This window comes from Rhodococcus antarcticus, assembly GCF_026153295.1.
Lineage (GTDB): Bacteria > Actinomycetota > Actinomycetes > Mycobacteriales > Mycobacteriaceae > Rhodococcus_D > Rhodococcus_D antarcticus.
This window is the reverse complement of record NZ_CP110615.1, coordinates 3,466,923-3,491,962: the sequence shown is the minus strand read 5'-3', so window position 1 is coordinate 3,491,962 and position 25,040 is coordinate 3,466,923. Positions and strand designations below refer to the sequence as shown.

24 protein-coding genes and 1 riboswitch are annotated in these 25,040 nt (G+C 71.1%); of the genes, 8 read left to right on the top strand and 16 right to left on the bottom strand.

What is annotated here, in order from left to right; translation table 11 throughout:
• Positions 1-8 precede the first annotated feature (8 nt).
• Positions 9-1,214 (bottom strand): MFS transporter, encoded by a 1,206-nt coding sequence (locus RHODO2019_RS17030; RefSeq protein WP_265382893.1) that lies wholly within the window; start codon positions 1,212-1,214, stop codon positions 9-11.
• Between the two features lie 55 nt (positions 1,215-1,269).
• Positions 1,270-2,865 carry a Na+/H+ antiporter gene (locus RHODO2019_RS17025; RefSeq protein WP_265382892.1) on the bottom strand — a complete coding sequence of 532 codons (1,596 nt, stop codon included), beginning with the start codon at positions 2,863-2,865 and terminating at the stop codon, positions 1,270-1,272.
• A 193-nt stretch (positions 2,866-3,058) separates the two neighbouring features.
• On the opposite strand from RHODO2019_RS17025, the gene RHODO2019_RS17020 reads away from it, so the two are divergent.
• Entirely contained in the window at positions 3,059-4,333 is a 1,275-nt protein-coding gene (locus tag RHODO2019_RS17020) for a polysaccharide deacetylase family protein (protein ID WP_265382891.1), read from the top strand.
• Positions 4,334-4,702: 369 nt separating this feature from the next.
• Here RHODO2019_RS17020 and RHODO2019_RS17015 read toward each other — a convergent pair whose 3' ends face one another.
• The 6 genes from RHODO2019_RS17015 to RHODO2019_RS16990 all read right to left on the bottom strand — a co-directional run bounded on the left by RHODO2019_RS17015 (position 4,703) and on the right by RHODO2019_RS16990 (position 9,757).
• The gene (locus RHODO2019_RS17015) at positions 4,703-6,091 is read right to left on the bottom strand and encodes a multicopper oxidase family protein (RefSeq protein ID WP_265382890.1); all 1,389 of its coding nucleotides are present in this window, start codon (positions 6,089-6,091) and stop codon (positions 4,703-4,705) included.
• Between the two features lie 50 nt (positions 6,092-6,141).
• Complete coding sequence (locus tag RHODO2019_RS17010; protein ID WP_265384840.1) at positions 6,142-6,384, bottom strand: SHOCT domain-containing protein; 243 nt, start codon at positions 6,382-6,384, stop codon at positions 6,142-6,144.
• Positions 6,384-6,596, bottom strand: coding sequence for a hypothetical protein (locus RHODO2019_RS17005; RefSeq protein ID WP_265382889.1), 213 nt, complete (start codon positions 6,594-6,596; stop codon positions 6,384-6,386). The genes RHODO2019_RS17010 and RHODO2019_RS17005 overlap by 1 nt, the downstream gene beginning before the upstream one ends.
• Positions 6,597-6,722: 126 nt before the next feature.
• Positions 6,723-7,526 carry a sulfite exporter TauE/SafE family protein gene (locus tag RHODO2019_RS17000; protein WP_265382888.1) on the bottom strand — a complete coding sequence of 268 codons (804 nt, stop codon included), beginning with the start codon at positions 7,524-7,526 and terminating at the stop codon, positions 6,723-6,725.
• Between the two features lie 3 nt (positions 7,527-7,529).
• Positions 7,530-8,921 carry an MBL fold metallo-hydrolase gene (locus RHODO2019_RS16995; RefSeq protein WP_265382887.1) on the bottom strand — a complete coding sequence of 464 codons (1,392 nt, stop codon included), beginning with the start codon at positions 8,919-8,921 and terminating at the stop codon, positions 7,530-7,532.
• Positions 8,922-9,190: 269 nt separating this feature from the next.
• Positions 9,191-9,757, bottom strand: coding sequence for an HhH-GPD-type base excision DNA repair protein (locus RHODO2019_RS16990; protein ID WP_265382886.1), 567 nt, complete (start codon positions 9,755-9,757; stop codon positions 9,191-9,193).
• 260 nt (positions 9,758-10,017) lie between these two features.
• Between RHODO2019_RS16990 and RHODO2019_RS16985 the strand changes: the two genes are divergently transcribed.
• Positions 10,018-11,055, top strand: a complete 1,038-nt coding sequence (locus RHODO2019_RS16985; protein ID WP_265382885.1) for an arsenic resistance protein — start codon at positions 10,018-10,020, stop codon at positions 11,053-11,055.
• Between the two features lie 470 nt (positions 11,056-11,525).
• On the opposite strand, the gene RHODO2019_RS16980 is transcribed toward RHODO2019_RS16985, so the two are convergent.
• Together RHODO2019_RS16980 and RHODO2019_RS16975 are read right to left on the bottom strand one after the other, a co-directional pair.
• Positions 11,526-11,828, bottom strand: coding sequence for an addiction module antidote protein (locus tag RHODO2019_RS16980; RefSeq protein WP_265382884.1), 303 nt, complete (start codon positions 11,826-11,828; stop codon positions 11,526-11,528).
• Between the two features lie 427 nt (positions 11,829-12,255).
• Positions 12,256-12,534, bottom strand: a complete 279-nt coding sequence (locus RHODO2019_RS16975; RefSeq protein ID WP_265382883.1) for an antibiotic biosynthesis monooxygenase — start codon at positions 12,532-12,534, stop codon at positions 12,256-12,258.
• A 196-nt stretch (positions 12,535-12,730) separates the two neighbouring features.
• On the opposite strand from RHODO2019_RS16975, the gene RHODO2019_RS16970 reads away from it, so the two are divergent.
• The 3 genes from RHODO2019_RS16970 (at position 12,731) to RHODO2019_RS16960 (ending at position 15,210) form a co-directional block, all read left to right on the top strand.
• The gene (locus tag RHODO2019_RS16970) at positions 12,731-13,732 is read left to right on the top strand and encodes a helix-turn-helix transcriptional regulator (RefSeq protein WP_265382882.1); all 1,002 of its coding nucleotides are present in this window, start codon (positions 12,731-12,733) and stop codon (positions 13,730-13,732) included.
• Between the two features lie 394 nt (positions 13,733-14,126).
• Positions 14,127-14,384: a hypothetical protein gene (locus RHODO2019_RS16965; protein WP_265382881.1), complete on the top strand. Its 258-nt coding sequence runs from the start codon at positions 14,127-14,129 to the stop codon at positions 14,382-14,384.
• Between the two features lie 178 nt (positions 14,385-14,562).
• On the top strand, positions 14,563-15,210 hold the full coding sequence (locus tag RHODO2019_RS16960; protein WP_265382880.1) for a DUF6518 family protein: 648 nt from the start codon (positions 14,563-14,565) through the stop codon (positions 15,208-15,210).
• Positions 15,211-15,330: 120 nt separating this feature from the next.
• Here RHODO2019_RS16960 and RHODO2019_RS16955 read toward each other — a convergent pair whose 3' ends face one another.
• From RHODO2019_RS16955 to RHODO2019_RS16930, 6 genes are all read right to left on the bottom strand, one after another.
• Complete coding sequence (locus RHODO2019_RS16955) at positions 15,331-15,573, bottom strand: toxin (RefSeq protein WP_265382879.1); 243 nt, start codon at positions 15,571-15,573, stop codon at positions 15,331-15,333.
• On the bottom strand, positions 15,570-15,803 hold the full coding sequence (locus RHODO2019_RS16950) for a ribbon-helix-helix protein, CopG family (protein WP_265382878.1): 234 nt from the start codon (positions 15,801-15,803) through the stop codon (positions 15,570-15,572). Before RHODO2019_RS16950 ends, RHODO2019_RS16955 begins: the two co-directional genes overlap by 4 nt.
• A 602-nt stretch (positions 15,804-16,405) precedes the next feature.
• The gene (locus RHODO2019_RS16945) at positions 16,406-17,524 is read right to left on the bottom strand and encodes a C40 family peptidase (RefSeq protein WP_265382877.1); all 1,119 of its coding nucleotides are present in this window, start codon (positions 17,522-17,524) and stop codon (positions 16,406-16,408) included.
• 26 nt (positions 17,525-17,550) lie between these two features.
• A riboswitch (cyclic di-AMP (ydaO/yuaA leader) is annotated at positions 17,551-17,708 on the bottom strand.
• A 285-nt stretch (positions 17,709-17,993) separates the two neighbouring features.
• On the bottom strand, positions 17,994-18,857 hold the full coding sequence (locus RHODO2019_RS16940; RefSeq protein WP_265382876.1) for an SGNH/GDSL hydrolase family protein: 864 nt from the start codon (positions 18,855-18,857) through the stop codon (positions 17,994-17,996).
• Positions 18,858-19,022: 165 nt separating this feature from the next.
• Entirely contained in the window at positions 19,023-20,261 is a 1,239-nt protein-coding gene (locus RHODO2019_RS16935) for a PucR family transcriptional regulator (RefSeq protein WP_265382875.1), read from the bottom strand.
• Positions 20,262-20,609: 348 nt separating this feature from the next.
• Positions 20,610-21,134, bottom strand: coding sequence for a cupin domain-containing protein (locus RHODO2019_RS16930; RefSeq protein ID WP_265382874.1), 525 nt, complete (start codon positions 21,132-21,134; stop codon positions 20,610-20,612).
• A 63-nt stretch (positions 21,135-21,197) separates the two neighbouring features.
• On the opposite strand from RHODO2019_RS16930, the gene RHODO2019_RS16925 reads away from it, so the two are divergent.
• From RHODO2019_RS16925 to RHODO2019_RS16915, 3 genes are all read left to right on the top strand, one after another.
• Positions 21,198-21,857 (top strand): TetR/AcrR family transcriptional regulator, encoded by a 660-nt coding sequence (locus RHODO2019_RS16925; protein WP_265382873.1) that lies wholly within the window; start codon positions 21,198-21,200, stop codon positions 21,855-21,857.
• 685 nt (positions 21,858-22,542) lie between these two features.
• Positions 22,543-23,616, top strand: coding sequence for a sodium:calcium antiporter (locus tag RHODO2019_RS16920; RefSeq protein WP_265382872.1), 1,074 nt, complete (start codon positions 22,543-22,545; stop codon positions 23,614-23,616).
• A 602-nt stretch (positions 23,617-24,218) separates the two neighbouring features.
• Positions 24,219-25,040 carry a formate/nitrite transporter family protein gene (locus RHODO2019_RS16915; protein ID WP_265382871.1) on the top strand — a complete coding sequence of 274 codons (822 nt, stop codon included), beginning with the start codon at positions 24,219-24,221 and terminating at the stop codon, positions 25,038-25,040.

Below are 25,040 nucleotides of genomic sequence, written 5' to 3'. Positions count from 1 at the left end.
CCCGTGGCTCACCAGTCGAGGCCTCGGCGGGTGACCAGGGTCAGGCGTGCGCAGAGCAGGGCTGACAGGGCGGCGAACGCGGCGAGAGGGACCTGGACGGTGGTGGCTGCGGAGGTCGTCGCGGTCACGTAGGGGGCGGCGAAGCCGAGGTAGGCGCTGCCCAGGAAGACCGCGCTCAGGGCGCCGCGGCGACCGGGCTGGGCCAGGCGCGCGGTGAGGGCGAGCCCGCTGGACAGGGCGAGCCCGCCGCCGGCACCGAGCAGCAGGGCGGCGACGAGCAGCAGCAACGCTGACCCGGAGCCGGCGCCGAGGATGGTCAGAACGAAGCCGACGGCGCCGAGGCCGGCCGCGATCGGGGCGGTGCGGCGGGCGAGGCGTCGTTGCAGGGGGACGGCGAGTGCGCCGGCTCCCGAGGTGATTCCGGCCAGTACCCCGATGAACAGCACGGGCGGCGCGCTGGTGGTGACCAGCAGCGGCACGGCGGTGATCACCACGGACGGGAACGCGTAGACGCAGATGGCCAGCGGGGCGAGGACGGTGAGCACCGTGCCCCGGTCGCCGGGCTCCAGCAGTGGCCCGCGGGTGGTGGGGCCACGGCTGGGGACGACGGTCTCGGGCAGGGTGAGGACAGCAGCGAGGCCCACGAGGACCAGGGCCACGTGGACCAGGTAGGGCAGCGTGGTCGGGGCGGACACGTACTGCGCGAGCAGGCCCGCCACGAGCGGGCCGAGGGAGAACCCGGCGGTCATCGCGACCGCGGCCCGACGGCCCGCGGTGGAGGCGTCGGTCGACAGCTCGGCGACCCAGGCGCTACCGACCCCGAACACGGCGCCGCTGACCGCGCCCTGCAGGAACCGGCCGGCGAACAGCACGAACAGCGAGCTGCCGGCGGCAACTAGCAGCAGCGACGTGAGGCCGCTGAGCACCATCAGGGGCAGCACGATCCTGCGGCGCCCGAGCCGGTCGGAGGCGGGCCCGGCCAGGAACAGCGCCGGGACCAGGCCCGCGGCGTAGATGCCGAACACCGCGGTCAGCACGGCCGGGGACAGGTGCAGCGTGTCGCGGTAGATCAGCAGCAGCGGCGTCGGCACGTTGGTCCCGGCGGCCACGGCGAACAGCGCGAACGCGGCCCGCCGCCACGTGCGCCCGTCGATCGCGCGAGGTGGCCGGCGAGGCCGCGGGGCGCCGGGTGTCGGTACGTCGGCGTCAGCCACCGCACCTAGCCTGCCTCACCACCACCGCCCGCACCACGACGACCGGCTCCCAGCGTCAGCTGTCCCCTCCGCCCAGTCGCATCTGCTGGAGGTCGATCTCCCGGCGCAGGGTGCGGGCGACCTCGGGCGCGATCTCGTCGGTGGCGCTGAGTCGGTCGAGCTCGCGGCTCTGGCGCTCGGCGAGGTCCAGGCGCAGCGTGGTGAGGTCGACCTCGACACCGCCCTCGCCGGCGTCGTCGGGGTCCGTCCCGGAGGCCTGGAGCTTGCTTCGGGTCTGCTCCCACACCTGCCGCAGGGGCGAGGCGCCGCCCGCGGGCAGCTCGCCGCTGTCCTCGAGCTCGTCGAGGCGGGCGAGGGCGACCTCGGCGAGGGCGAGGCGGGCGTCGCGCTCCTGCTCGGCCTCGCTCTCGTCGTTGGCGAGCCCGGCGCGACGCAGCACGAACGGCAGGGTGGTGCCCTGGGCGAGGAGGGTGAACAGCACGACGGCGACGGTGAGGAACAGCAGCAGGGCACGCGCGGGGAACGGTGCCCCGTCGGCGGTGAGCGGGATGGCCAGGGCGGCGGCGAGGCTGATGGCGCCCCGCATCCCCGTCCAGCCGATGACGACCCGCTCGGCGACGGAGCTGTCGGAGCGGGGACGGCCCAGCACCTGACGGAGCCAGTAGACCGGGGGTGGCACGAGCAGCTGCCACGCCATGCGCAGCGACACGACGGTGGCGACGACCGCCACGGTGTAGCCGGTCAGCCGCCACATCCCGTCCGGGGGGAGGTCTCCGAGGACGGTGCGGATCTCCAGGCCGAGCAGCACGAACAGCACGGAGTTCAGGACGACGTCGAGCAGCGACCAGAACGCCGTGGTCTGCAGGCGGGCGGTCGAGCCGAAGATGCCGCCGCTGCGGCTGCCGATCAGGACCCCGGCGGTGACGACGGCCAGCACCCCCGACGCCGTCGCCTTCTCCGCGAGGACGTAGGCGGCGTAGGGGGTGAACAGCGACAGCAGCAGCTGCAGGCCGACGTCGCGGATCCGGGTGCGGACCACGACGACCAGGAGCCCGGTCACCAGGCCGATGGCGACACCGCCGAGGACGGCCACGGCCAGTCCGCCGGCCGCGCCGAGCACGGTGGGGGGCCCGCTGACGACCGCCTGGACCGCGACGGCGTAGAGGACCAGGGCGGTGGCATCGTTGACGAGGCTCTCGCCCTCGACGATGTCGACGACGGTGCGGGGTGCCCCGAGCCGGCCGAAGATCCCGGACGCGGCGACCGGGTCGGTGGGCGCGACCACCGCCCCGAGCACCAACCCCTGGGCGAACCCAACCCCGGGCACGAGGTGGGAGACCAGGAGCGCGACGGTCAGCGCGGTGGTCAGGACCAGTCCCACCGAGAGCAGTGCCAGCGGGGTGGCGTGACGGCGCAGCGTCCTGGGGTGGGTCAGGAAGGAGGCCCGGTAGACCAGCGGCGGCAGGAACACCAGGAACACCAGGTCGGGCGGCAGGTTCAGCGAGGGGACCCCGGGTACCAGGCTCGCGAGCAGACCGAACACCACGAGCACGACGGGGGCCGGGAGCCCGGTGCGGCTCGCGACGGCCGAGCCGGCGATCACCACGACACCCAGCGCGAGGCCCAGCAGGGCGAGGGTCTCAGCGCTCACCTCACCAGCATCCCAGCATCAGGGTTCCCTCGCCGCCGACCGGTCTGCAGCCCTGGAGTGCCGAGTCTGAGGTGGTGCCCCAGCTGTTCTCGGCCCGCCACCCGGTGCCGGCCCGGCGGGTCGGGGTGCGGGGTAACCCGCCCCCGACCGTCATCCACCTAGGGTGATGGCCGTTGGGGGCGGCGGAGCACCCGTGGAGGGGGACGACGCGGTGTCGATGATCTCCCGGCGCACGCTCCTGGCCGCCGCGGTCGGGACGGCGGTTGCCGCCTGCACCGAGTCCACGCCGACGGTCGCGGCCGGGTCGGCCAGCAGCACCGTCGACCAGACGTCGGCCTCCGCGGCGAGCACCACGACCCCCGCGGCCGCCACCACCACGGCCTCCGGTCGACCGGTGCTGCGGCTCATCGGCGACGGCTCGACCTCCGACACCGGACCGCAGCCCCACCAGCCCACGCCCCGACCGCTCGCGCCCGGTGAGACCCCGCCCCAGTTCGTGGTGTTCTCCTGGGACGGCGCCGGCAACCTGGCGACCGGGCAGTTCCCGCGCTTCCGCTCGCTGGCCGCCGACCTGGGCGCGAGCATGACCTTCTTCCTCACCGGCACCTACGCACTGCCCGTGGACCGGCGCGAGCTGTACCACCCGCCCCAGCACCGCGTCGGCGCCTCGGCGATCGGGTTGTTCAACCGCGACGAGGTGCTGGCCACGATGTCGGAGATCGGGCTCGCCTGGATCGACGGCCACGAGATCGGCACCCACTTCAACGGGCACTTCTGCGGGACGAACGGCGCGGGGCGCTGGTCCCCGCAGGAGTGGCGCAGCGAGATCGACCAGGCCGTGGGGTTCGTCCAGACCTGGCGGACGAACGCCGCCGCCCCCGACGCCCCGCCGCTTCCCTTCGACTACGCCACCGAGCTGGTGGGCGGCCGCGCACCCTGCCTGGAGGGGCAGAAGAACCTGCTGCCCGCCGCCGCCGAGCTCGGCTGGCGCTACGACGCGAGCTCGCCCGGCGGCAGCCAGGTGTGGCCGACGAAGAAGTCCGGCCTGTGGGACCTGCCGCTGCAGTCCATCCCGTTCGCCGGGGACGGGGCCCACCAGACGCTGTCGATGGACTACAACCTCATGTACAAGCAGAACGGCGGCGACCCGGACGGTGACCCCGCACGCTTCGCGGAGTGGCGCACGCAGGCCTACCAGTCCTACCTCGCCGGCTTCACCCGCGCGCTGACCAGCAACCGGGCCCCCATGTTCATCGGCAACCACTTCGAGCAGTGGAACGGCGGCATCTACATGGACGCCGTCGAGCAGGTGCTGACGACCATCGCCGCCCACGAGGACGTCCGGCTGGTGTCCTTCCGGCAGCTGGTGGACTGGCTCGACGTCCAGGACCCCGCCGTCATCGCCCGCCTGCGCACGCTGAGCCCCGGGGTCGCCCCGACCGGGGGCTGGAGAACCTTCCTGGCCTGAGCCCGCACAGGGCTGGCGCCCCACGTGCCGCCACCTACCCGTGCCGCGGTCGCCGATCCGCCTGTGGACCGGCAGAGCCCGTTGCCACCAGCTACCTACGGCGTCCGTAGCGGAAGTAGATGACGGGTACGACGCCTGCTGAGCTCACAAGTGTGATCGCCGTTGCCCATCGCCTCTTCGAACCCCTGACCCCACCAGAAGGGCGCCGGTACAGATCGACCAGGGCGGCAACCTTCAGCACACCGTCGACGGCTCCCCCCACGACGATCAGCCGGCGAACGTGAGGATCAAGCTCGGTCCATCTCTTCCTGGCCACGGAAGTACCCTCCGCCTCAGTTCCTTCGACAGCAAGGGCCGCACGCGGATCGCTCAACGGACGTCGACGACGCCCATCATCCCGGCATCCTCGTGGTCGAGGATGTGGCAGTGGTAGACGGTGCGACCCACCGGTCCGGTGAACGCGATGCGCACCGTGACGCTGGCGCCGGCCGGGACGTCGACGACGTCCCGGACGACGACGCCCGCCACCAGGGTGCCGTCCTGGCTGACGACCTGCATCGGCCAGACGTGCAGGTGCACCGGGTGGCTCAGGGTCGAGGTGTTGCGCAGCACCCACTCCTCCACGGTGCCCGAGCGGGGATCCTGATCGACCCGCTGCGGGTCGAACGTCGCCCCGTCGATGGTGGCCGTCATACCGCCACCCATCCCCATGCCCATGCCCATGGCGAACGTCAGGGTGCGTCGCCCGGAGATCGGAGCACCCCGCAGGTCGGTGGGCACCGGCTGCACGGGCACCGGCGACGGTGCGGCGGCCTGCTCACCGGTCACCTCCAGGGTGGCCAGCGTCGTCGCCTGCCCGGTGCTCGTGCCCCCCATCATCGACCCGCCCCGGTCGTGGGGAAGGGCGCGCAGCACGCTGCGCCCGGCGCCGGCGGTGATCAGGAGGTCGGCCCGGTTGCCCGGGGCGAGGGTCACCTGCTCGGTGTCCTGCGGCGCCGCGGTGCGCCCGGAGTCGACCCCGAGCACGCCGAACCGGTGACCCTCGAGCTGCAGGGTCACGTAGCGGGACGCGCACGCGTTGACCACCCGCCACCGCACCCGCTCCCCGGGGCGCGCAGCGATCGTCGGGCTGGCCTGTCCGTTGAGCAGCAGCAGCTCACCCTCCCGCCCACGCATCCGCTGCATCGCCGACACCGACCCGGAGACCTCGCCGCCGTCGATGGTGGTGTCGGAGATGACCATCACCTCGTCCCGGGCCGCGATCGCGCTGGCGGCGGGGTCCTCGACGATGATCGCGCCGTAGAGGCCACCGAAGACCTGGTCGGCGACCGCCCCGTGCACGTGCGGGTGGTACCAGAAGACCCCCGGTGGGTGATCCGCCGGCAGCCGGTACTCGTACTGCCCGGTCTCCCCCGGGGCCACCCGTCGGAACACGTTGTCCCCGTTGCGCTCGGGTGACACGGTCAGGCCGTGCACGTGCAGGTTCGTCGGCACGTCCAACCGGTTGACCAGGCTCACCCGCACCAGGTCACCGGGGTGCACCCGGAGCGTCGGGCCCGGCAGCCCACCGTTGTACCCCAGTGCGGTCACCACCCGACCGGCCACCGGTAGCTGGGACCGCGCCGCCTCCAACGTGGCCACCAGCACCCCACCCGAGCTGGCCAGCACCGGGGGCGACCGAAGCGGCCCACCGACGACCGGGTCGAAGCCCGACCCGGACGAGCGGACCAGTCCGATGCCGCCGACCGCGGTGGCCACGACTCCGGCGCCACCAACGAGAATGAAGCTCCGGCGGCTGATGGCCCCGGTCACGAGCCGCCGCCGAGGGTCTCGCGTCGTTCCTGGTACTCCTCGGTGCTGAGCTCACCCCGGGCGTACCGCTCCTCCAGGATCTGCCGTGCTCCCGCCGATCGGTCGGCGGGCGTCGACCGGATGGGTCCACCCCCGATCCCGCCGCGCGCTGCGCGCACCCCGACCACCACCAACGCCACCACCCCGGCCAGCATCAGCAGCCCGAACAGCCACCCGACACCCATCCCGAACCCACCCATCACGACGACCCACCCCTCCGCACGTCTCGCTGGTCGAGCTCAGCCACTCCGGTGCCGCGGCCGCGACCACGGCGGCGGGAGGTCGTCAACCGGGCCACCACCGCCAGCAGAGCGACCACCGCGAACACCACCAGCAGAGCAGTGATGCTGCCGAACCCGCCCCCCACGCCCACCAGGCCTCCCGGACCCCCCGGGCCTGCGAGCACCGTCACCGGACCATCCGGCCCATCGAGCGCGAACGGATGCACTGAGTCGATCACGAGCTGGGTCACGTCACTCCTTCTGTGTCGTGCAGGGTGCGCGCCCGGACGAGCGCGGAGATGCTGGCACCGGGTCGGTCACAGCGATGTCCCGGCCCGCACCGCGACGTAGGCGGAGACGAGGACGAGCAGCGCGATGAAACCGCGGGTGAGCAGCCGGGCCGGGACGTGCTGGGCGACCTGGCCGCCGAGCAGGGAGGTCAGCACGGCGGCGGCGGTGAACGGGAGCACGACGTGCCACGGAATGTCGAGGTGACCCCACCGGGCGAGCAGTCCTGCCCCGCTGTTCAGGGCGATGACCACGAGCGAGGTGGCGGCGGCGACCGGCATCGGCAGCTGCAGGGCGAGCACGAGGGCGGGCACGATGACGAAACCCCCGCCCACCCCGAAGAACCCGGTGAGCAGTCCGACCCCGAGTGCGGCGGAGACCAGGAGCACCCGCCGACCGGTGGCGGTGCGGGTCCGGGTGGCGACCCGGGTGTCGCGGCCGGCCTCGGCGGGCGCGTCGTCGCGGGCCTGGACGTGCCGGTCTCGGCGAACCATCCCTGCTGCGGCCAGCAGCATCAGGACCGCGAAGCCGAGCAGCAGCACGGCCGGGGCCACGTGCCTGGCCGCCAGGGTCCCGAGCAGCGCGGTGACCGACCCGAGCAGGCCGAAGACCAAGCCTGGGGCCCACCGCACCCGGCCGCCGCGGTGGTGCCCGGCCGCGGCGACGACCGAGGTGATCCCGACGATGACCAGCGAGGCCGTGGTGGCCGCCCCCGTGCCCTGTCCCAGGCCGTAGACCAGCACCGGGACGGTGAGGATCGAACCGCCGCCACCGAGTGCGCCGAGGAGAACGCCGATGACCGCTCCGGCGAGCAGGGCGACGACGGTGGTCACGTATCAGACCACCGTGCCGGGCCGACCCCGGGCGTCGGTGGTGACGGTGAGCCCGGCGCCGACCGCCTCGTCGAACGCGGCGTCGACGTGGACGGCGTCACGCCCGGCCCGGTCCAGGACGCTCGCCGCGACCCCGGCGCGGTAGCCGGATCCGCAGTGCACCCACACCTGCCCGTCCGGGACCTCCTCGGTCCGGGAGAGCAGCTCGTGCAACGGGATGTTCAGCGCACCCGGCAGGTGCCCCGCGGCGTACTCGTCGGTGCGGCGCACGTCGAGGACCAGGGCAGGCTCCTCGGTGAGAACCTCCGACCACCCGGCGCGCCGGTAGGAGTGCACGGGGTGCCCGGGCAGGGCTTGGAGGGGGTCGCCGAGCACGGCGTCGGGGTGGTCCCAGCCGATGCGGGCCAGCTCGCGGACCGCGGTGGCGACGTCGTCCTCGGAGCCGAGCAGGGTCAGCGGCTCACCCCAGGGCACGGTCCAGCCGAGGTAGGTGACGAAGCTCGCCCCGGGCTCGAAGGACAAGGTGCCCGCGAGGTGCCCGTCGGCGAAGGCCCGCCGCGTCCGCAGGTCCACCACCCACCCACCACCGGCGAGTCGGTCGCGCAGCTCGTCGGCGCTCAGCGGGGCCGGCACGGCGAGGTCCGGCGCGGACGGACCGTGGGCGTTGGCCGGGCCCATGTGCACGTAGTAGGTGGGGTAGGCAGCCAGGCCCGCGATGAGCTCGGCGACGAAGCGGTCCTCGTCGGTGGTGGTCAGGGCGTGGTTGCTGCGCCGCTGCTCCCCCACCGTGGAGCTGTCCGCACCGGTTGCCGGGCCCGAGGAGCAGAAGGACCCGAAACCGTGCGTCGGGAACAGCGCGGCCTCGTCGGTGGCCACCGAGACCAGGGCACGCACCGAGTGGAACTGGTCGTGGGTCAGCCCGTCGGTGTCCGCCGGCGACACCAGGTCGGTGCGCCCCACGGAGCCGAACAGCAGGCTGCCGCCGGAGAACACCGCCTCCCCCGGCCCGGCGGAATCCCCAGGCCCCCCGGTGTCGGTGACGACGTAGGACAGGTGGGTGTGGGTGTGCCCGGGAGTCGCCACGACCCGAACCCGCAGGCGGCCGACCTCGACCACCTCGCCGTCGGCGACCGGGCGACGGGTGAAGTCGACGGTGTCGGCGGCGTTGACCAGGTAGTCCACCCCCAGCTCCTGGGCCAGGTGAACACCACCGGTGACGTAGTCGTTGTGCAGGTGGGTCTCGGCCACCGCTGCGATCCGCACACCCAGCCTGGCCGCCGCAGCAGTCACCCGGTCGGTGTCCCGCTGCGGATCCACGACCAGCGCCACCACGCCGTCGTGCACCAGGTAGCTCCGGTCCCCCAGCGACGGGGTCTCGATCGTCTCGACCTGCATGGTCGCCCTCTCCTCCAGATAAGTACGTACATCCGTACCGTACCGGGTTGTGGCACGACGGTCCAGCCCCACCCCTGTGCACCTCGCACCCGGGAGGCCCACGTGCCCACGTCGCCGGCCCGTCGACCGACGGAGACCGAGCTGGTTGCCGACCACGGGGTCTCCCGGCACACGGTGCGAGAAGCGCTGCGACGGCTACGGACGAGCGGCACCCCCTCCAGCATCCTGATCGGAGCGGGTGGGGCGTTGACCCCGTGAGCGGCTGGCGCTCAGCCCTTCGCGGTCGTGGCGGCCTTCTTCTGCTCCTGCTTGAAGTCCCGCACGCGTCGCAGCGACGCGGGGTCCACCACGTCGGCCACCGAGCGGTACCCCTCCAGCGCGTAGTCCCCCACGGCCTTCTCCCACCCGGCGGGCCCCGCCCCGAGCTGCTTGGCCACCAGGGCGGTAAAGATCTTCGCCTTCTGCTTCCCGAACCCGGGCAGGGCCTCGATCCGCTTCACCAGGTCCGCGCCGTCGGCCGCCTCGGTCCAGATCCGCTCGGCGTGGCCCGCGTAGTCGTCCACGACGATCCGGGCGACCGCCTGGATCTTGGTGGCCATCGACCCGGGATAGCGGTGCACGGCCGGGGTGGTCGCGCACATCGTCGCGAACTCCTCCGGGTCGGCCTCGGCGATCGCCACCGGGTCCACACCGCCGAAGCGGTCGGTGATCTTCGCCGGGCCGCGGAAGGCGTGCTCCATGGGGTACTGCTGGTCCAGGAGCATCCCGAGCAGCAACGCGAAGGGGTCGGCCAGGATCTCGTCGGCCGCCGCGTCGCCGGTGATGTGGATGCTCATGGGCCCCAGCATGCCGCACCTCCTGCCTGGTCGATCTGCTCGGCGCCGAGCCGGTGCCGCGGCCGCCGAAGGGGACGGTGGACCCGGAGGTGTGCGTGGCGGCGGAGCCCCATACCGTGCCGTTGACGGCCTGCCACACGTCGGGGAGCTGTTGAGTCGGATCGACCCCCTAGCGCCCCCAACGCGTGGGGGCGGCGGTGACGTGGTGGTGGAGGTGTCGGGCAGGTGCGGCTGGGCGTCGACGGTCCCGTGGTGCACCGGTGAGCGGGAAGGTCCGGGCGACCGGTGCCGGACCGGGTCCGACCGTCCGCCTGGTGGCGTGGGCGGACCACCACCAGATCGGGGTCTACCTGCTGGCGCTGGCCGCGGGCGCCGTGCTGGGCCTGGTCGTCCCGGGCACTGCGCCGCCGCTGGAGCACGCCATCGAGCCGGTGCTGGCGGCGCTGCTGTTCGCCACGTTCCTGCAGGTGCCGTTCACCGCCCTGACCCGGGCCTTCCGGGACGCCCGGTTCCTGGCGGTGGTGCTGGTGGTCGACTTCGCGGTCGTCCCCCTGGTGGTGTGGGCCCTGATGCCCCTGGTGCCCGGCGGGCAGGCGGTGCTGCTCGGGGTGCTGCTGGTCCTGCTGACCCCGTGCGTCGACTACGTCATCGTCTTCTCCGGCCTGGCCGGAGGGTCGTCGTACCGCCTGCTCGCCGCCACACCTCTGCTCATGCTCGCCCAGCTGCTCCTGCTGCCGCTGTACCTGCTGGTCCTGCTCGGCCCCGAGGTCGCCGACGTGGTGGACCCGGGCCCCTTCGTGCGGGCGTTCACCGTGCTCATCGCGATCCCGCTGCTGCTCGCCCTGGCCACCGAGCTCCTCGCCCGCCGACACCGTGCCGGCGTCACCGTCACCGAGGTCATGACCTCGCTGATGGTGCCCCTGCTGGCGGTGACCCTGCTGGTCGTCGTCGCCTCGCAGGTCCCGGCGGTGCGGGGTGCGATGGGCACCGTCGCCCAGGTGGTCCCCGTCTTCGCGCTCTTCGCCCTCGTCATGGTCGGCGTCGGGGTGGCGGCGGCGCGGGCCGGTCACCTCGACCCTGCGGGTGGCCGTGCGGTGGTCTTCAGCGGGGTGACCCGCAACAGCCTGGTCGTCCTCCCGCTCGCCCTCGCACTGCCCGCCGGGTTCGAGCTCACGCCCGTCGTGGTCGTCACCCAGACCCTGGTGGAGCTGGTCGCCATGCTCGCCCTCGTCCGGTTGAGCCCTCGGCTGGTCCCCGCGCACCACGAGCGACGGGACCGGCCGCCGTCGCGCCGGTGACGTGGGTGCTGGTGCCGTACTCCGGCCTGGCCTACCGCCACGCCGCGACGACGAGCGCGAGGCCCACCGCGAACCCGGCCCCACCACCACCAGGTACGGCGGCGCGAGCCACGCCGCGAGGGGGTAGCCGACGGGGGCAGCCCCGCGTCCCCGGCCGCCGCGAGGGAGGCGGTGGGCGGCAGGGTGGCCGCCCGACTCCGCGGCCCGGGCCACGGCCCCGTCGAGGTTCGCTGAAGAAGCCCTCACGGACGTCCCCCTCACGGGCTGGCTACCGGTACGGACTGGGCTCGTAATTGGCGGTAAAAAAGTTTCGCGTCCCGGGATCTCTAGATGAACCATCTGGGTCGTGGTCGGTAGCCCCGTCAGGTCTGCCCCCCAGCAGTAATTTTATGACAAGTGTGGAGCCTTGGCCGGCTAGGTAGCCCAGTCCCCCACGGTGGTGCACCTGCTGGCGACCTGGCGCTGGCGGCTCAGGCGATGGCTTCGAAGTGCAGCCGCAGCCCCAGTGCGCGGGACACCTTGACGACGGTCGCGAGGCTGGGGTTGCCGTCGGCGGACAGTGCCTTGTAGAGCCCTTCGCGGCTCATGCCTGCCTGCCGGGCGATCTGACTGAAGTTCCTTGAGCGGGCTATCGACCCCAGCGCTTGGGCGATGACCGTGGGGTCGTCGTCGGCCTGCTCGATGATCGCCTCCAGGTAGGCCGCCGCGTCCTCGACGGTGTCAAGGTAGCTGGCCGTGTCGAAGGGGGTGAAGGTCTCGGCGTCGGTGCTCATCGGGCTTCTCCTTGGCTGCGGTGCCAGCTTCGAGCTATGTCATGGGCGGTCCTGATGTCCGCGGCCTGGGTCGACTTCTCCCCTCCGGTGAGCAGCAGGACCAGTTAATCCCCGGAGCGCAGCCACTGGTCGAACGTCGATCACGTGACGACCTCAACCACATGTCAACTATAGTTCACAGTGCGCGCGTGGGGCACGCTTCCCGTCGGCGGCACTCGCGATCACGCGACGGCACGCCGCTCCTCCTGACGGACCTCGCAGCTGCACCCAGGTCGCCCACACCGGGCCGCCCGCTCGCCGGAATCTGGGGCTTGAACTGCACCTCTAATGCGATTGCTCGCCCCATGCGGCGGTGGGATGTCGGTGCAGGTCGGGCTACAGACGTGGGCTCGTTCGGGTGTCGTGCCCCTGGGGGCCTCGGCGTCGCTCAGTTCTGCGTGATCTGCTCGAAGATCTCGACGGAGTCGATTGACCATGCTGGTGCCGGGAGTGATGTGCGTGGTCCCGCCGCCGCCGCGGTCGCCGTCTGGTTCGACGCGAAGCTGACCACGCCGAGACCCTTGGTGCCGTCGTCGCTGCGAAGCCACTGGCCGGTCACGAAGCCGGGCTGGGCCTTCGCCCACACCGACACCTGGTCCCGGAAGTGCCGGTCCACCTCGTCGCGGTGGGCGGGATCCAAGGTCATGGTCACGATCATGGTGTGCACGGTGGTCTCCTCCGGGTCGGATCGCTGATCGGTATCGTGTGTTCCGACGCTAGCCAGCGCGGCATCGTCGTCGGCATCCCGAGTTGTTGGGGTTGACGAGCAACCACCTCCGCGGGCTGGGGCGATGCCATGATCGGGTGTGCCCGGTGAGCGTCAGCAGGACAGTGCGCGACGGCGAATCGCGCGCATCTGCGCCGTGCCGGGTGACGACCGGGCGGTGCGCGCGGCGGTGCTCGCCGAGATCCGGCAGGTGGTGCCCTGCGACGCCTACGTCTGGGTGCTCACCGACCCGACCACCACGGTAGGTGCGTCCCCACTCGCCGAGGTGCCGTCGCTGCAGGACCTACCCACCCTGATCCGGCTCAAGTACCTGACACCGACGAACAGATGGACAACCCTGGCCGGAGACGAGGTCGCGACGCTCGTCGGAGCTACCGGTGGCCACCTGGACCAGAGCCTCGTGTGGCGTGAGCTCCTGCGCAGCTACGGCGTCCACGACGTCGCCTCGATGGTCCTGCGCGACACCCAGGGCTGCTGGGGGTTCCTCGACCTCTGGCGCAGCGCACCCACTTCGCGCGCGTTCTCCCGGTCGGACCGAGCGTTCCTCGCCAGCGTCCTACCGGAGCTGACCCAGAGCCTGCGTGCAAGTCTGGCCGGCACGTTCGCGGTGCCCGCCGAGAAGGCCCCGTCCGACGGTCCCGCGGTGCTGCTGCTGAACGACACGCTCAAGCTCGCTACGCAGACCGCCCAGGCGGACACCCAGCTCCGCGCGCTGCTCCCAACCCTGCCGGGGCAGTCCCCGGTTCCCGCCGTGGCCCTCAACGTCGCCGCCCAGCTCCTCGCCCTCGAGAGCGGCATCGACACCCACGCGCCCACCGCCCGGCTGCACCGGGGTGGCGGGAGGTGGCTCCAGGTCCGGGCCGCCCGGCTCGATCCCGAACCGGAAACCGGGGCGATGATCGCGGTCACGATCGAACACGCCCCACCCGCACAGCGGCTCGAGGTCTACTGCCGCGTGATCGGCCTGACGGCCCGAGAACGAGAACTCGTCGGGCACCTCGTTGGTGGCGCCGACACCAGAGGTGTGGCCGCCGTGCTGGGCATCGGCGAGTACACGGTCAACGACCACCTGCGGTCCATCTTCGCCAAAGCCGGCGTCAACAGCAGACGCCAGCTCATCACGAACGCCCACGGCTGAGTGGCGCCACACGGTGGCGGGGACACTGTTGGGGGCTTCGCGGCCACATCGGTCGGCGTCCCCTTACCCCGGTGGGGAGCACCCCTGTGATGAACCACGCCACGCCCCGCCCCGTCACGGCGGGTGGGTGGGTGGGTGGGTGGGTGGGTGGGTGGGTGCGGTTTCGGGGTTACTCGCGGTCGGGTGTCGGTGGGCGTCGACCCCACGTGGACGCCAGCGGTGCGGTGGCGAGGTCGAGCCTGCGCTCGACTGTCGGGTTCTCCAGTTCGGCCCCGGACTCAGGCCATGTACCGGCGGACCGCACCGGCGCCCGGCTGGCAGCTCCGCCCGGGTTCGCCGCCTTGGTGGCTCGCACGCGGAGGATATTGCAGCCGTGGAGCCTGATGAGCGGTTGGTGACCGTGCTGGTGACGTTGTCGGTCCCCGACACCGCCGATGCCGACGACGCCGCCACCCTCATCGCCGTGGCCGCCGACAGCACCGCCCTCCCTGGGGTCATCCAGGTCGCGTTGACCGCCCTGCACCCCGACCAGGCCGACTCCCCACCGAGCCCACCGCGGACGCAACGGACCGCCCGGCCGCCGACCACCGCACTGACCTCGCCTGAGCTCCGGGTGACCGCAGCCGCATCAAGCGCCCGGACCCCACGTTGACGTTTCACAACCGATCGTCTGCGGCACTGCTTGCTCATCACCGCATCCTGCTAGCAGCCCCCTCTCGGAAAAGCTGGCCCTCGGGTCAACACTGGCAGTGCAGCCGCTGAGCTCACGCCGTCGACGGCACCACCGAGCCGACCGTGGTTGCGCAGAGATGCTTGATCGGGGATGGCGCATGAACGGACTGCACACAGAGGGCAGGCTCGGCCACACGATCTCGGCAGCGGTGTGGGCGAGATGGGGGATCGCGGTCCTGGCCGGGACCCTGACCGGTGGCGCCGCCGCGTGGGCCTACTACGACGCCGTCTACCGGCGGCTGTCGCACACCTTCGGACTCTGGATCCTCACCGTCGCCCTGCTCAGCGCCCGCCAACCACGCATCTCTGCGATCGGGGCATCGTGTCTCGCGCTGCTGGCCGCCGTGGTCGCCTTCTACGTCGGGAAGAAGCTCATGTACGGCATCCGCTACCCCGGGATGCCCTACGAGCTCAACACCACCCAGCTCACCGAGTGGGGTGTGCTCGCGGTCATCGCCGGCATCGCCCTCGGCGCTGCCTTCGCCGGCATCGGCACCACCGGCCACCGCAGCACCGCCGCCGCAATCGGCCTCCTCGCCGCCGACGCCTACCGGCGCGCCAGCAGCTACCCCTCCGACGGGGTCGTGGTGATCAGCTTCGGTGTTCTGGCAGTGGTCGCGGTCCTCGCCGTGGCCATCCGTACACCCCGCCAGCTCCTGCAGACCGCAGCCTGGACCCTGCCCGCGATCGCGCTCGGCTACCTGCTGATCTCGGCCCCGGACCTACTCGAGTCCCTGCGGCGGTAACGACAGTCGGTAGACCAGGCCGTTCTCACGTTCCACAACCGGCCGAATACGGCGCACCGTCATGTCGGTCACGGTGAGCAACATGCCGGTGCTGACGATGGGTGGGGAGACCTCCTGGGTTCAGGTGAGCAGGTCCCAGTACTGCTTGCGTGCCGGCATCGCGTGGATCACCAGCCGCTCACCGCTCTCGAAGACCGGCACCACGGTCTCCAGCAACCGGGCCTGGGCGTCGAAGCCCAGGCGCAGCTCACGGTGCGGCCAGTCGTCCTCCTCGAGAGGCTCGACCCAGTGCGACCAGTCGGCGGCCTGCACCGCGTCCTCGCTCGACACCCCATGCTTCAGCGCGCTGCGGTGAACCTTCACGCGGCGAAGTCAGCCAGCGCCCGTCGGATCGCCTCGGACCGAGACAAGTGCTCCCGCCCGGCCACCGCATCCAGCGCCGCGATCTCCTCCGCCGTCAACCTCACTGCCACCACCTGCATCGGCTCGGCCCCCCGCCCCGGACGGCCACGCCCACGCCGCTTCAACTCCTCGACGTCATACCCGGCCTCCGCCTCGGCGGCCCATCCCTGGATCTGCTCGTCACTCGCCATCGGAATATCGTATGACACAATCATGTGTCTGGGAGTGCAACCCGCCGCTCAGCAGAACTCGCGCCCGCGACGTGTTCCACAACCGCTCGTATTCGTGCTCATGAAGCGCCACCGCATGAACATGCGGCCGGGGCGGGGTGACGATCGCTCGGGTGGCTGGCTGCCCTCACACGGTGCCCGCGGTGGACACCCAACGAAGGGGCTGCTGCACGCCCACCCCAACACCTCACCTGCAGTAGACGCGAAGGCGGGGCCTCGCGGGTGTTGACGCGTGTGGGGGCCGGTGCTAAAAAATCGGCAGACACAGAGGGATCACCTGAGGCGCTGCACGGGGCAGCGCATGAGTGCGCACAACACAGTCCAGACTCAACACGACGGAGGTGGTCGCTGCGAGGCACATCATCTGGTTGCAGTCCTGACGTCTCCCCCACGTCGAAGGGCCCGGTTGCTTTGGCAACCGGGCCCTTCGCGCAGCGCGGGGTCCGCGCGGTGGTTCGCGGTCCGGTCGTGGTGTCCCGGGATCTGGCACTGAGATGCGCCGGTCGGGACGTAGGCGCACGTGCGCTGCCGGGGTCCGCGGGGCGGCAAGGGCATGGGGCGGTTTAGGGGCGGCGGGCGCCCGCGAAGGGCATGTACTGCATCGGGGCGACCTTGACGACGTCGCCCTCGGTGGGAGCGTGGACGACCATGCCGTTGCCCACGTAGAGGCCGTCATGCCCACCGTTGTAGAAGATCACGATGTCACCGGGCTGCAGGTCGGCCTGCGAGACGGCGGTGCCGACCCCAGCCTGGCCGCCGGTGGTGCGCGGCAAGCTCATCCCGGCCTGCGCGTAGGACCACTGCACCAGCCCGGAGCAGTCGAACGCGCTCGGGCCGTTGGCACCGTAGGCGTAGGGGCTGCCAACCTTGCTCAACGCCGCCTGCAGAGCGGCGCCACCGACGCCCGAACCCGCGGGGGTGAGGGCACCGACGCCGGAAACCGCGACGGCGACCTGGCCAGCGGGGACCGCAGGGGCGACGTGACCGGTGGGGGCCGCAGGGGCGACATAGCCGGCGGGGGCTGTGGGGCCGAAATAGCTGACGCGCTGCGCCGCGGTCAACGACGCCAGCGTGACGCGCACCTGGGTGGCTTCCCGGTCCAGGTCGACCTTCTTGGCGGCCAGGTCCCGTGTGGTGACCTGCGCTGCGGCGGAGGCGTCCGAGGCGGCCCGCGCAGCGGTCGCCGCGTCGGACTGGGCCTGGGTGGCCTGCTGCGCGGCGGCGTTGTACGCGGCGACCCGAATGGTGGTGTCCGCAGCCAGCATGTCCAGGGCCGCCATCTGGTCGAGCAGCTCCTGCGGGGACCTGCTCAGCATCAGTGCGGTCATCGAGTCCAGCCGGGCACCCCGGTAGCGGGCGGCGGTGAGGCTGTCCACGGTGCCCTGAAACTCCGACTGGGTGGCGCGAGCGTGATCCAGGGCCACACCGGCGACGGTGACCTGGTCCTGGGCGGCGCGTTCAGCACCGTGCTTGGCGGCGAGGTCCTCCTGGGCCACGAGCACCTGCTCGTTCACAGCCTCCGCCTGGTGGCTGATCTCCCGAAGCTGCTGCTCGGCATCGGAGGTGGAGGAGGGGGGCGGGACCGTGGGGTCGGCCAACGCCGCCGGTGACGTCCCCAGCAGGGTCGTGCCAGCGACGACGAGGCCCACCGCGAGGCAGCGGCGCAGGACGCGGGCACGCAACAGTGACGGAATGAGAGGTGTTCTCCTTCTTCCTCAACCTCCGCCTACCGGGTCAGCTGACGGGTTCGGGCCGGGAAGCGCGGCCCTACCACCACAGCCCCGCTCAGGGCAGCAGTCGATTCACCCCACATACCTGGGTCCCCGGTTCGGCACCCCGCAGGGCCCGACTCGGCGGTACCTCGCGTCGTCGTCCCGTCCAGGACAACTGACTCCCGCCAGGTCACGTCAAGGTAACGGCTCCACCCGGGCCCGTCCACCACATCGCGGGCTTGCTCGACGCCGAATCTTGTTAGCACCCGCAGGTGATGGGGTGGCGAAGGCAGCGCTGGGGCGGGGGCGTGGGGTCGCGGCGCACGACGGCGGAGACGAAGACGGCCCCCAGGTCATGAACCTGGGGGTCGTCTCGGTGTGCACGGACGTGGATGACCACTGGTGTGGGCGGCGCACGTGGTGTTGCGTTGCCCGGGGGTCAGCTGATGGCGGTGAGGGTCGCTCGTGCCATGGCGGCTTCGCCGTCGGCGTTGGGGTGCACCGGGTCAGCGTTGACCGGGTTGGTCACGGGCTCCATCCACCGGGTCCCGGGCGCGGCGCAGGCGTCGTGTCCGGCGGAGGGGGTGGAGGTGTCCACGTAGTGGGCGCCGGTCGCCTCGGCGGCGCGGCGCACCGCGTCGTTGGCGACCTGCTGCTGGTTGACCAGCCAGGGCACGTCACCCATCGAGTAGGGCATGGACGGGTAGCACGACGGGTCTCCGACGGGCGGCAGGATCTGCGGGTAGCCCAGGATGACCACCTTCGCGTGCGGGGCCTTCGCGCGGACCGCGGACAACGTGTTGACCAGGGCGGGGTAGGTCTGGTTGTTGATGGTGTCGACGAACGTCGTGCCGTACTTCTGCTGGCACGGGTTGCCATAGACCTGGCCGGCATCAACCGTGACGCAGCCGAAGAAGGAGTTCACGAAGACACCTCCGTCGTTGCCGCTGATGGTCATGGTGATCAGGCGGGTGTCCGCGTTCACCGCGTCGAGCTGCGGCGGCACCCCGGCGCTCTGCGAGGTGAAGAAGTCCGAGGTCTTGGCGCCACTGCACGTCACATCGGTGAACGCCGCCGGCTGGGTGACCGCCGCGACGTCATGGGGGTAGTTCACCTGGGAGCGGCTGCACGCCGGGGGGGACCCGAGAACCTGCGGGAGGATCCCGGCACCGGAGGAGTAGCTGTCCCCGAGCGCCACGTACGGCGACGTCACGAAAGACTTCGCGACCGCGGGGGTCGTGGCGCTGACCATGCCCGCGCCGGCGAGGGCGGCACAGGCAACGATGGAAGCGATTCGGCGCATGACAACTCCAGGGAGGGAAGCGGGAACCGGATGGCCCGCGTTAAGCCCGAGCATGCCCGGGGACCGTCACCCTGCACCCCCGAACACGTGATCTGGGTCACCACAGCACCGCACAACGCGTCGGCGGGTGTGCGCCGCGCACATCCGAGCGCTGCTCGTGGCTGGTCAGTGCCCGGGGTGCTTGCCCACCGGTGGCGGGGTGTGGTGCCCGCTGCGGACAGCGAGCAGGGCTAGGTGCAGGTGCAGCCGGTCGGTGGGAGAGGACAAGCTATACCCGGTCAGTGACTGCAGTCGCTTGGCCCGCTGCAACACGGTGTTGCGGTGACAAAACAGCTCACGTGCCGCAGCGACGTAGGACCCGTCGCAGTCGAGCAACACCTGCAAGGTGTTGAGGTAGGTCCTCTGCTCTACCTCGCCCAGCTCCAGGACCGCGCCGAGGGTCTGCTGGACCAGCACCGTGGTCACGTCGCTGGCCGCGGCCAGCAAGGCCTGCGGCAGGTGTTCGGTGACGAGGGCAACCCCGACGTATCCCGCAGGCAAGGTCTGCAGCGTCAGCTCCGCCAGCCGGTAGGCGGCGGCGACCTCATCGAACCGGTCGACCACCCCGGAGACCGCGACCGCCCCCACCGCGGCGCCAGTCAGGACCGCGACGGCGTCGTCGAGGCTCTGCTCAGGGGTCAAACACACGAGGCCCGACTCCTGCCGGGCCTGAACGGCCCACGCCGCGGAGAAGCCCGCCGCGTCCAGGACCCGGTCCGCTGAGGGCGCCGGGTCCGTCTGTGCCTGGTCCATGGCGGCCACGACCACAAACCTCGGCCCGCGCAGCGGCATGTCCAGCACCGAGGCCGCGTCCTGCGCCAGTTCAGCGTCGACACCGTGCCCCTCGAGCAGGGCGATCAGCAGCGCGGAGCGGCGGCGTTGGGTCCGCTGCTGCAACCGGCCCTGCTCCTCACGGTAGGCACGGGCCACGATGAAGGAGTGCCGGTCGATGACCTCCCACAAGATCCACGCCTCATCAAGAAGCTGCCGGTGCTCACGCGGTGAACCACCCTGAGCAGCCCGGCGCACAAGTCCCTGCCACAGCACCCGACCACCGAGCCGATAGCTGTGCAGCAACGACTCCAACGGCAACCGCTGACGAGCCCGACGTTGCCCCGTCTCATGCTGAGGAGTGGCCAAGGAATCAACCAGCGGCGCAGTGCCAGCCAACTCCGCCAGCGCCACCCCCAAGTTCAGCTGACACGACAAACGCAGCTCCGCCTCGCTGACCGCACTCAAATCCGCGTAGTCCGGGACCGCGGCGCCGATCAAGCTCACCAGTTCCTCGGTCAACGCGACGAGCTCATGGCGAAGCAAATACGAGGCATAGGAACCCACCAACGAGCCAACGCCATCACCAGGCATCTCACGACACTAGAACCAAGCCCAACCACCGCCACGACCCCGCCGTCGCCCAAACCACCACCAAGCTCGACACCCGCTCCTACGGGTCAAGCTCCAACAGCAGGGTCTGCTGCCAGTTTCCCGACCCACCGCCGCAGTGACACACCCGCAGCAGTGCGTCAAAAATCAGGGCGCCGTCGCGAGCAGCTGCTCCGTCGCGAGCCGACCACATCGCAGCCGGCGGCCCGTGCCGGATGCGCCGCTCAGGGTCTCTTATGGCACAGGCGCGAGTGTGTATTGGAGCTGCGGCGGGTTCGGGAACGCGGTGCGTTCACCGGGTAGCGGCGGGCTGCTGCGGGTCGGCTGGTCTCAAGCGGGGATGGGGGGTCCCACGACCTCGAGGCCGTAGCGGGGTCCGACTTCGACCCACTTGGGTATCTCCTGCTCGGGGGTCTGCGCGTCGGCGCCGGGCAGCCGACGTTCGGTAGCGGGGATCCCGACCTCGTCGTAGAGGTGGAGGAGGCCGGCGGGGGCGGTGAGGGCGAGGAACCGGGCGGGGGTGTCGCCGCGGATGCGGAACGCGTGGGGGAGCCCGCGGGGCAGGTGCAGGAAGCAGCCGGCGGTGAGGGTGTAGAGGTCGTCCCCGGCGAGGTAGTCCATTCGGCCGTCGAGGAGGTAGAACGCTTCGGTCTCCTGGGTGTGGCGGTGCAGGGGGGTGGCGACGCCCGGTGGCTGCGTGACGAGGGCGACCCCGACGTGCACGCCTTCCTCGGGTTCGAGGAGGTGCTCGAAGAGGGACTGCATTGCCCAGGTCGCCCGGGCTGTCCCGGGCTCGCGGAAGACGACCCGGCCGACCCCACCGTCGTCGGGCTTCATCACCTTGGGTTCGGACATTGCCGCCACCACCTATGATCGGCCCGGCACACTGTCGGACGAATACTGGTGAAGGTAGGCCTCGTGTCGGAGCAGGTCAACGCCCCGTCGGGGGACAGGCGTCGCTACGACAGCTCGACGCGTCGTGGCGCTGCGGCGGCGAACCGGCAGCGGATTCTGGTCGCGGCCCGGGAGCTGTTCCTGGCCCGGGGCTACCGGGCCACGACCGTCGCGGCGATCGCCCGCCGCGCGGCGGTGTCCTCTGACACCGTCTACGCGGCGGTCGGAAGGAAGCCGGAGCTGTTCCGTGAGCTGGTCGAGACCGCGCTGTCGGGCGGTCCCTCGCCGGTCCCGGGTCGGGACCGCGACTATGCCGTCACGATGCGGGCTGCCCCGACGCTGGCGGCGAAGCTGGCGGTGTACGCGGCGGCGGTGACCGCGATCCAGGCGCGGCTCGCCCCCTTGTTTCTGGTGCTTCGGGAAGCGGCGGCCGGCGAGGAGGACTTGGCGGTGCTCTGGCGGGAGGTGTCCGAACGGCGGGCCCGCAATATGCGGGAGCTGGCGGGGGACCTCGCGACGACCGGGACACTCAGAGCCGACCTCAGCCTCGAGGATGTCGCTGACGTCATCTGGTCGATGAACAGCTCGGAGTACTACGCGCTGTTGGTCCTGGACCGCGGGTGGACACCCGACCGATTCCGCACCTGGCTCATCGACGCCTGGCTTCGGCTACTCACCGGTTAGCTGCGACGCAGTCGCCACAGGCAGCAGCGGCCACGACGAAAGGCGCCGACGTGCTCGGGCCGCTGGTGTTAGCTGCCACGTCATTACCAAGCAGGTGTCTCATACGCTCGTATTCGTGCGCATGAAGCCGACCGCATGAACATGCGGCCGGTCAAGCACCGGCCGACGTGGCCTCTCGGGTGACTGACTGCCGCCAGACGGTGGCCGCGGTACGGGCCCCGGGAAGATCTCCCCGACACGCCCGGGTCCACTGCAGGTTCGGTTGACGTTCGATCCGTGGGATGTGTTCCCGCAGAAAGGATGTCTCTCGTACCGGAAGTGTTCCTGAGGAGTTCGAGCGTGACGTCGTGCGGGTCGCCCGCCGTGCAACTTGGCCCTCGCCGAGTAGCCGCCGACTCGGTATCAGCGTCGAGTCGGTGCGCCGCTGGTCTCGGCAGGCTGACGTTCGAGCTGCTTCGTTTCGCAACGGCGACCACTGGAAGGTAGTAGTTGTCGTGCCGCATCTCCGTACTGCACCGCACCCCCGTGGTACCGGGCGCATCAGGACGGCACGCCTGGTGGGTGACCGGCACCGCGGCACGCCCGTGCGCAGCGCCTGACCGACCATCCCGACACCCACCCAACACCCCTCCTGACCAGAAGGAGCTGACGCCATGAGCCACGGTGACGACGGACGGTACGACCGGTGAACATCCTGCCGGCCCTGCCGTTCTGGGCGGACCTGCTCGTGTTCGTCGGGTGCGCGGCCACCATCTGGGTGGCCGGGATCTTCCTGTCCAACAACACCGACATCCTCTCCGAGCGGCTGCACCTCGGGCAGGCCCTGGGCGGTCTCATCCTGCTCGCGGTGGCCACGAACCTCCCCGAGATCGCCATCACCTACAGCGCCGCGGCCAGCGGACAGCTCGACGTCGCGGTGAGCAACGTCCTCGGTGGGATCGCCATCCAGACGGTGGTGCTGGTGGCCCTGGACGCCTTCGGGGTCCGGGAGCGCCGACCCCTGACCTACCAGGCCGCCAGCCTCACCCTGGTCATCGAAGGGGCCGTCGTCGTCGCCGTCCTGGTCGCCGTGATCATGGGCACCCAGCTCCCGGCCACCCTGGTCGCGTTCCGTCTCACCCCCGACGTCCTGCTCATCACCCTCATCTGGGTCGTCGGGCTCGTCCTCACCCAACGGGCGGTACGGGCCCTGCCCTGGGCCAACAGCGGCGAAGCCCCTGACAGCCAGTCGAAGCCACGAGGACACTCCCGCACCAGCCGTGAGCAGGACGCCACCCGCCACCACGTCAGCACGCTGAAGGCCGCCGCGGTCTTCGGTGCCGCCGCCCTGGCCACCCTCGTCGCCGGTGCCCTCGCCGAGGAGAGTGGCACCGCCGCCGCCACCCACATCGGGCTGTCCGGGGCCCTGTTCGGGGCCACCGTCCTCGCCGCCGCCACCTCGCTGCCCGAGCTCAGCACCGGGCTCACCGCCACCCGCCAGGGCGACTACAAGCTCGCCTTCGGTGACATCTTCGGAGGCAACGCGTTCCTGCCGGTGCTGTTCCTGCTCGCCGTGCTGGTCTCCGGAAAGCCCGTGCTCCCTAACGCCCACCCGGCCGACCTCTACCTCACCGGGCTCGGTGGCCTGCTCACCATCGTCTACATCGGCGGGCTGCTGTTCCGGCCCAAGAAGGAACACGCCCGCCTGGGCATCGACAGCATCGCCGTCCTGACCCTCTACGTCATTGGGGTCATCGGACTCATCGCCCTCCCCAGCTGAACGTTCTCCGACGGTCACGTCTTGATCCAGTCAGGGCAAGTCGTAGGCCCATCGGCGGATGAAGGCACACCGGGCGGCACCCCCCGTGCGATGCCCTCCGCTGAGGGCCGCATCATGTTCCACACCCGCTCGTAACAGCACCGTCGGCCACGCACGGAGCTCGAGCAATCGGGTCCGACGCCGGAGGACGTCGCCGGGGTCCGGCGGGTGTTTCACAACCGGTCGAATGTGAACTCATGCAATTTTGTGCATGAAGATGCAGCGACAACAATTGAGGCCGCAGGCTCTCCCAAACTGACCTCGGCCGGCGACGACCAGCGAGCGGTCACCTCCACTGGGGCCTGGAAGACTTCCCCACCGCGGTAAGACAGGCCTACAACACCGCCCACTGACCCCTCCCCCGCCCGGTAGACCGCGGCCGGCCGAGGGCAGGGGCCACGCGCACCTGGCCCGGTTCACCCACCGACAGGGCACCACCTCAGCGAGCGAGAGCCGCAAACGTGGTGGACAGGCGCTACCCGCCCGATGCGTTCCCTGCATCCTTCGGCGCAAGGAGCCAAACCGCGGGCACGCTGACACGCAACAAGCGAGAGGGAGTCAGGATGAGCAAGCCGGGAGCGGCGCACACGAACAGGCTTAGCGCCGACCCCGGTGAGCGTCCCGAACCGGAGGTGGAAGATGCCTTCGACCGGCTCGTCGGACAAGGCCGCGAGCGGCTCGCACGCCCGCTGCTGCCCCTGGTCGCCACCGGGATGCTCGGCGGGATCGACGTCGGCGTCGGAGTACTCGCCTACCTCGTCGTCGAGCACGACACCGGCAGCGCACTGCTGGGTGCGCTCGCCTTCACCGTGGGGTTCGTGGCCCTCCTCATGGCAGGCAGCGAGCTGTTCACCGAGAACTTCCTCGTCCCGGTCGTCGCCGTGGTCGCCAAAGACGGCACGATCAGCCAGCTGCTACGGCTATGGGTAGTCAGCCTGGCCGCGAACCTGCTCACCGGCCTCGGGATGGCCGCGATGATCGTCTACGCCCTGCCCGACGTGCAGGACACCGCGATCGCCGCCGGCACCCACTACGCCGAGCTCGGAATCACCGTCCGCTCGTTCCTGCTCGCCGTCCTCGCAGGTGCCGTCATCACCCTGCTCACCCGCATGCAGAACGCCACCGACAACCTCGGTATCAAGATCGTCCCCGCCATCATGCTGTCGTTCGTGCTCGTCGCGGCGAAGCTGTTCCACTGCGTGCTCGACTCCATCCTCATGTTCGCCGGCCTGCTCACCGGCCGCGCCCCCTACAGCTGGGCCAACTGGGCCAGCGCCCTCGGATGGTCAGCCACCGGCAACATCATGGGCGGGCTCATCCTCGTCACCGGCATCCGACTCCTCCGGGTCCAACACCGCGTCGCCGAAGAACGCCACCAAAGCTAA

Bases quoted from the DNA above. Each gene is read 5' to 3' on its own strand.
- RHODO2019_RS16960 (WP_265382880.1), top strand. From the start codon at position 14,563: ATGAACGGACTGCACACAGAGGGCAGGCTCGGCCACACGATCTCGGCA.
- RHODO2019_RS16940 (WP_265382876.1), bottom strand. From the start codon at position 18,857: ATGCGCCGAATCGCTTCCATCGTTGCCTGTGCCGCCCTCGCCGGCGCG.
- RHODO2019_RS17010 (WP_265384840.1), bottom strand. From the start codon at position 6,384: ATGGGTGGGTTCGGGATGGGTGTCGGGTGGCTGTTCGGGCTGCTGATG.
- RHODO2019_RS16935 (WP_265382875.1), bottom strand. From the start codon at position 20,261: ATGCCTGGTGATGGCGTTGGCTCGTTGGTGGGTTCCTATGCCTCGTAT.
- RHODO2019_RS16950 (WP_265382878.1), bottom strand. From the start codon at position 15,803: ATGGCGAGTGACGAGCAGATCCAGGGATGGGCCGCCGAGGCGGAGGCC.
- RHODO2019_RS16980 (WP_265382884.1), bottom strand. From the start codon at position 11,828: ATGAGCACCGACGCCGAGACCTTCACCCCCTTCGACACGGCCAGCTAC.
- RHODO2019_RS16995 (WP_265382887.1), bottom strand. From the start codon at position 8,921: ATGCAGGTCGAGACGATCGAGACCCCGTCGCTGGGGGACCGGAGCTAC.
- RHODO2019_RS16990 (WP_265382886.1), bottom strand. From the start codon at position 9,757: ATGAGCATCCACATCACCGGCGACGCGGCGGCCGACGAGATCCTGGCC.
- RHODO2019_RS16915 (WP_265382871.1), top strand. From the start codon at position 24,219: ATGAGCAAGCCGGGAGCGGCGCACACGAACAGGCTTAGCGCCGACCCC.
- RHODO2019_RS16930 (WP_265382874.1), bottom strand. From the start codon at position 21,134: ATGTCCGAACCCAAGGTGATGAAGCCCGACGACGGTGGGGTCGGCCGG.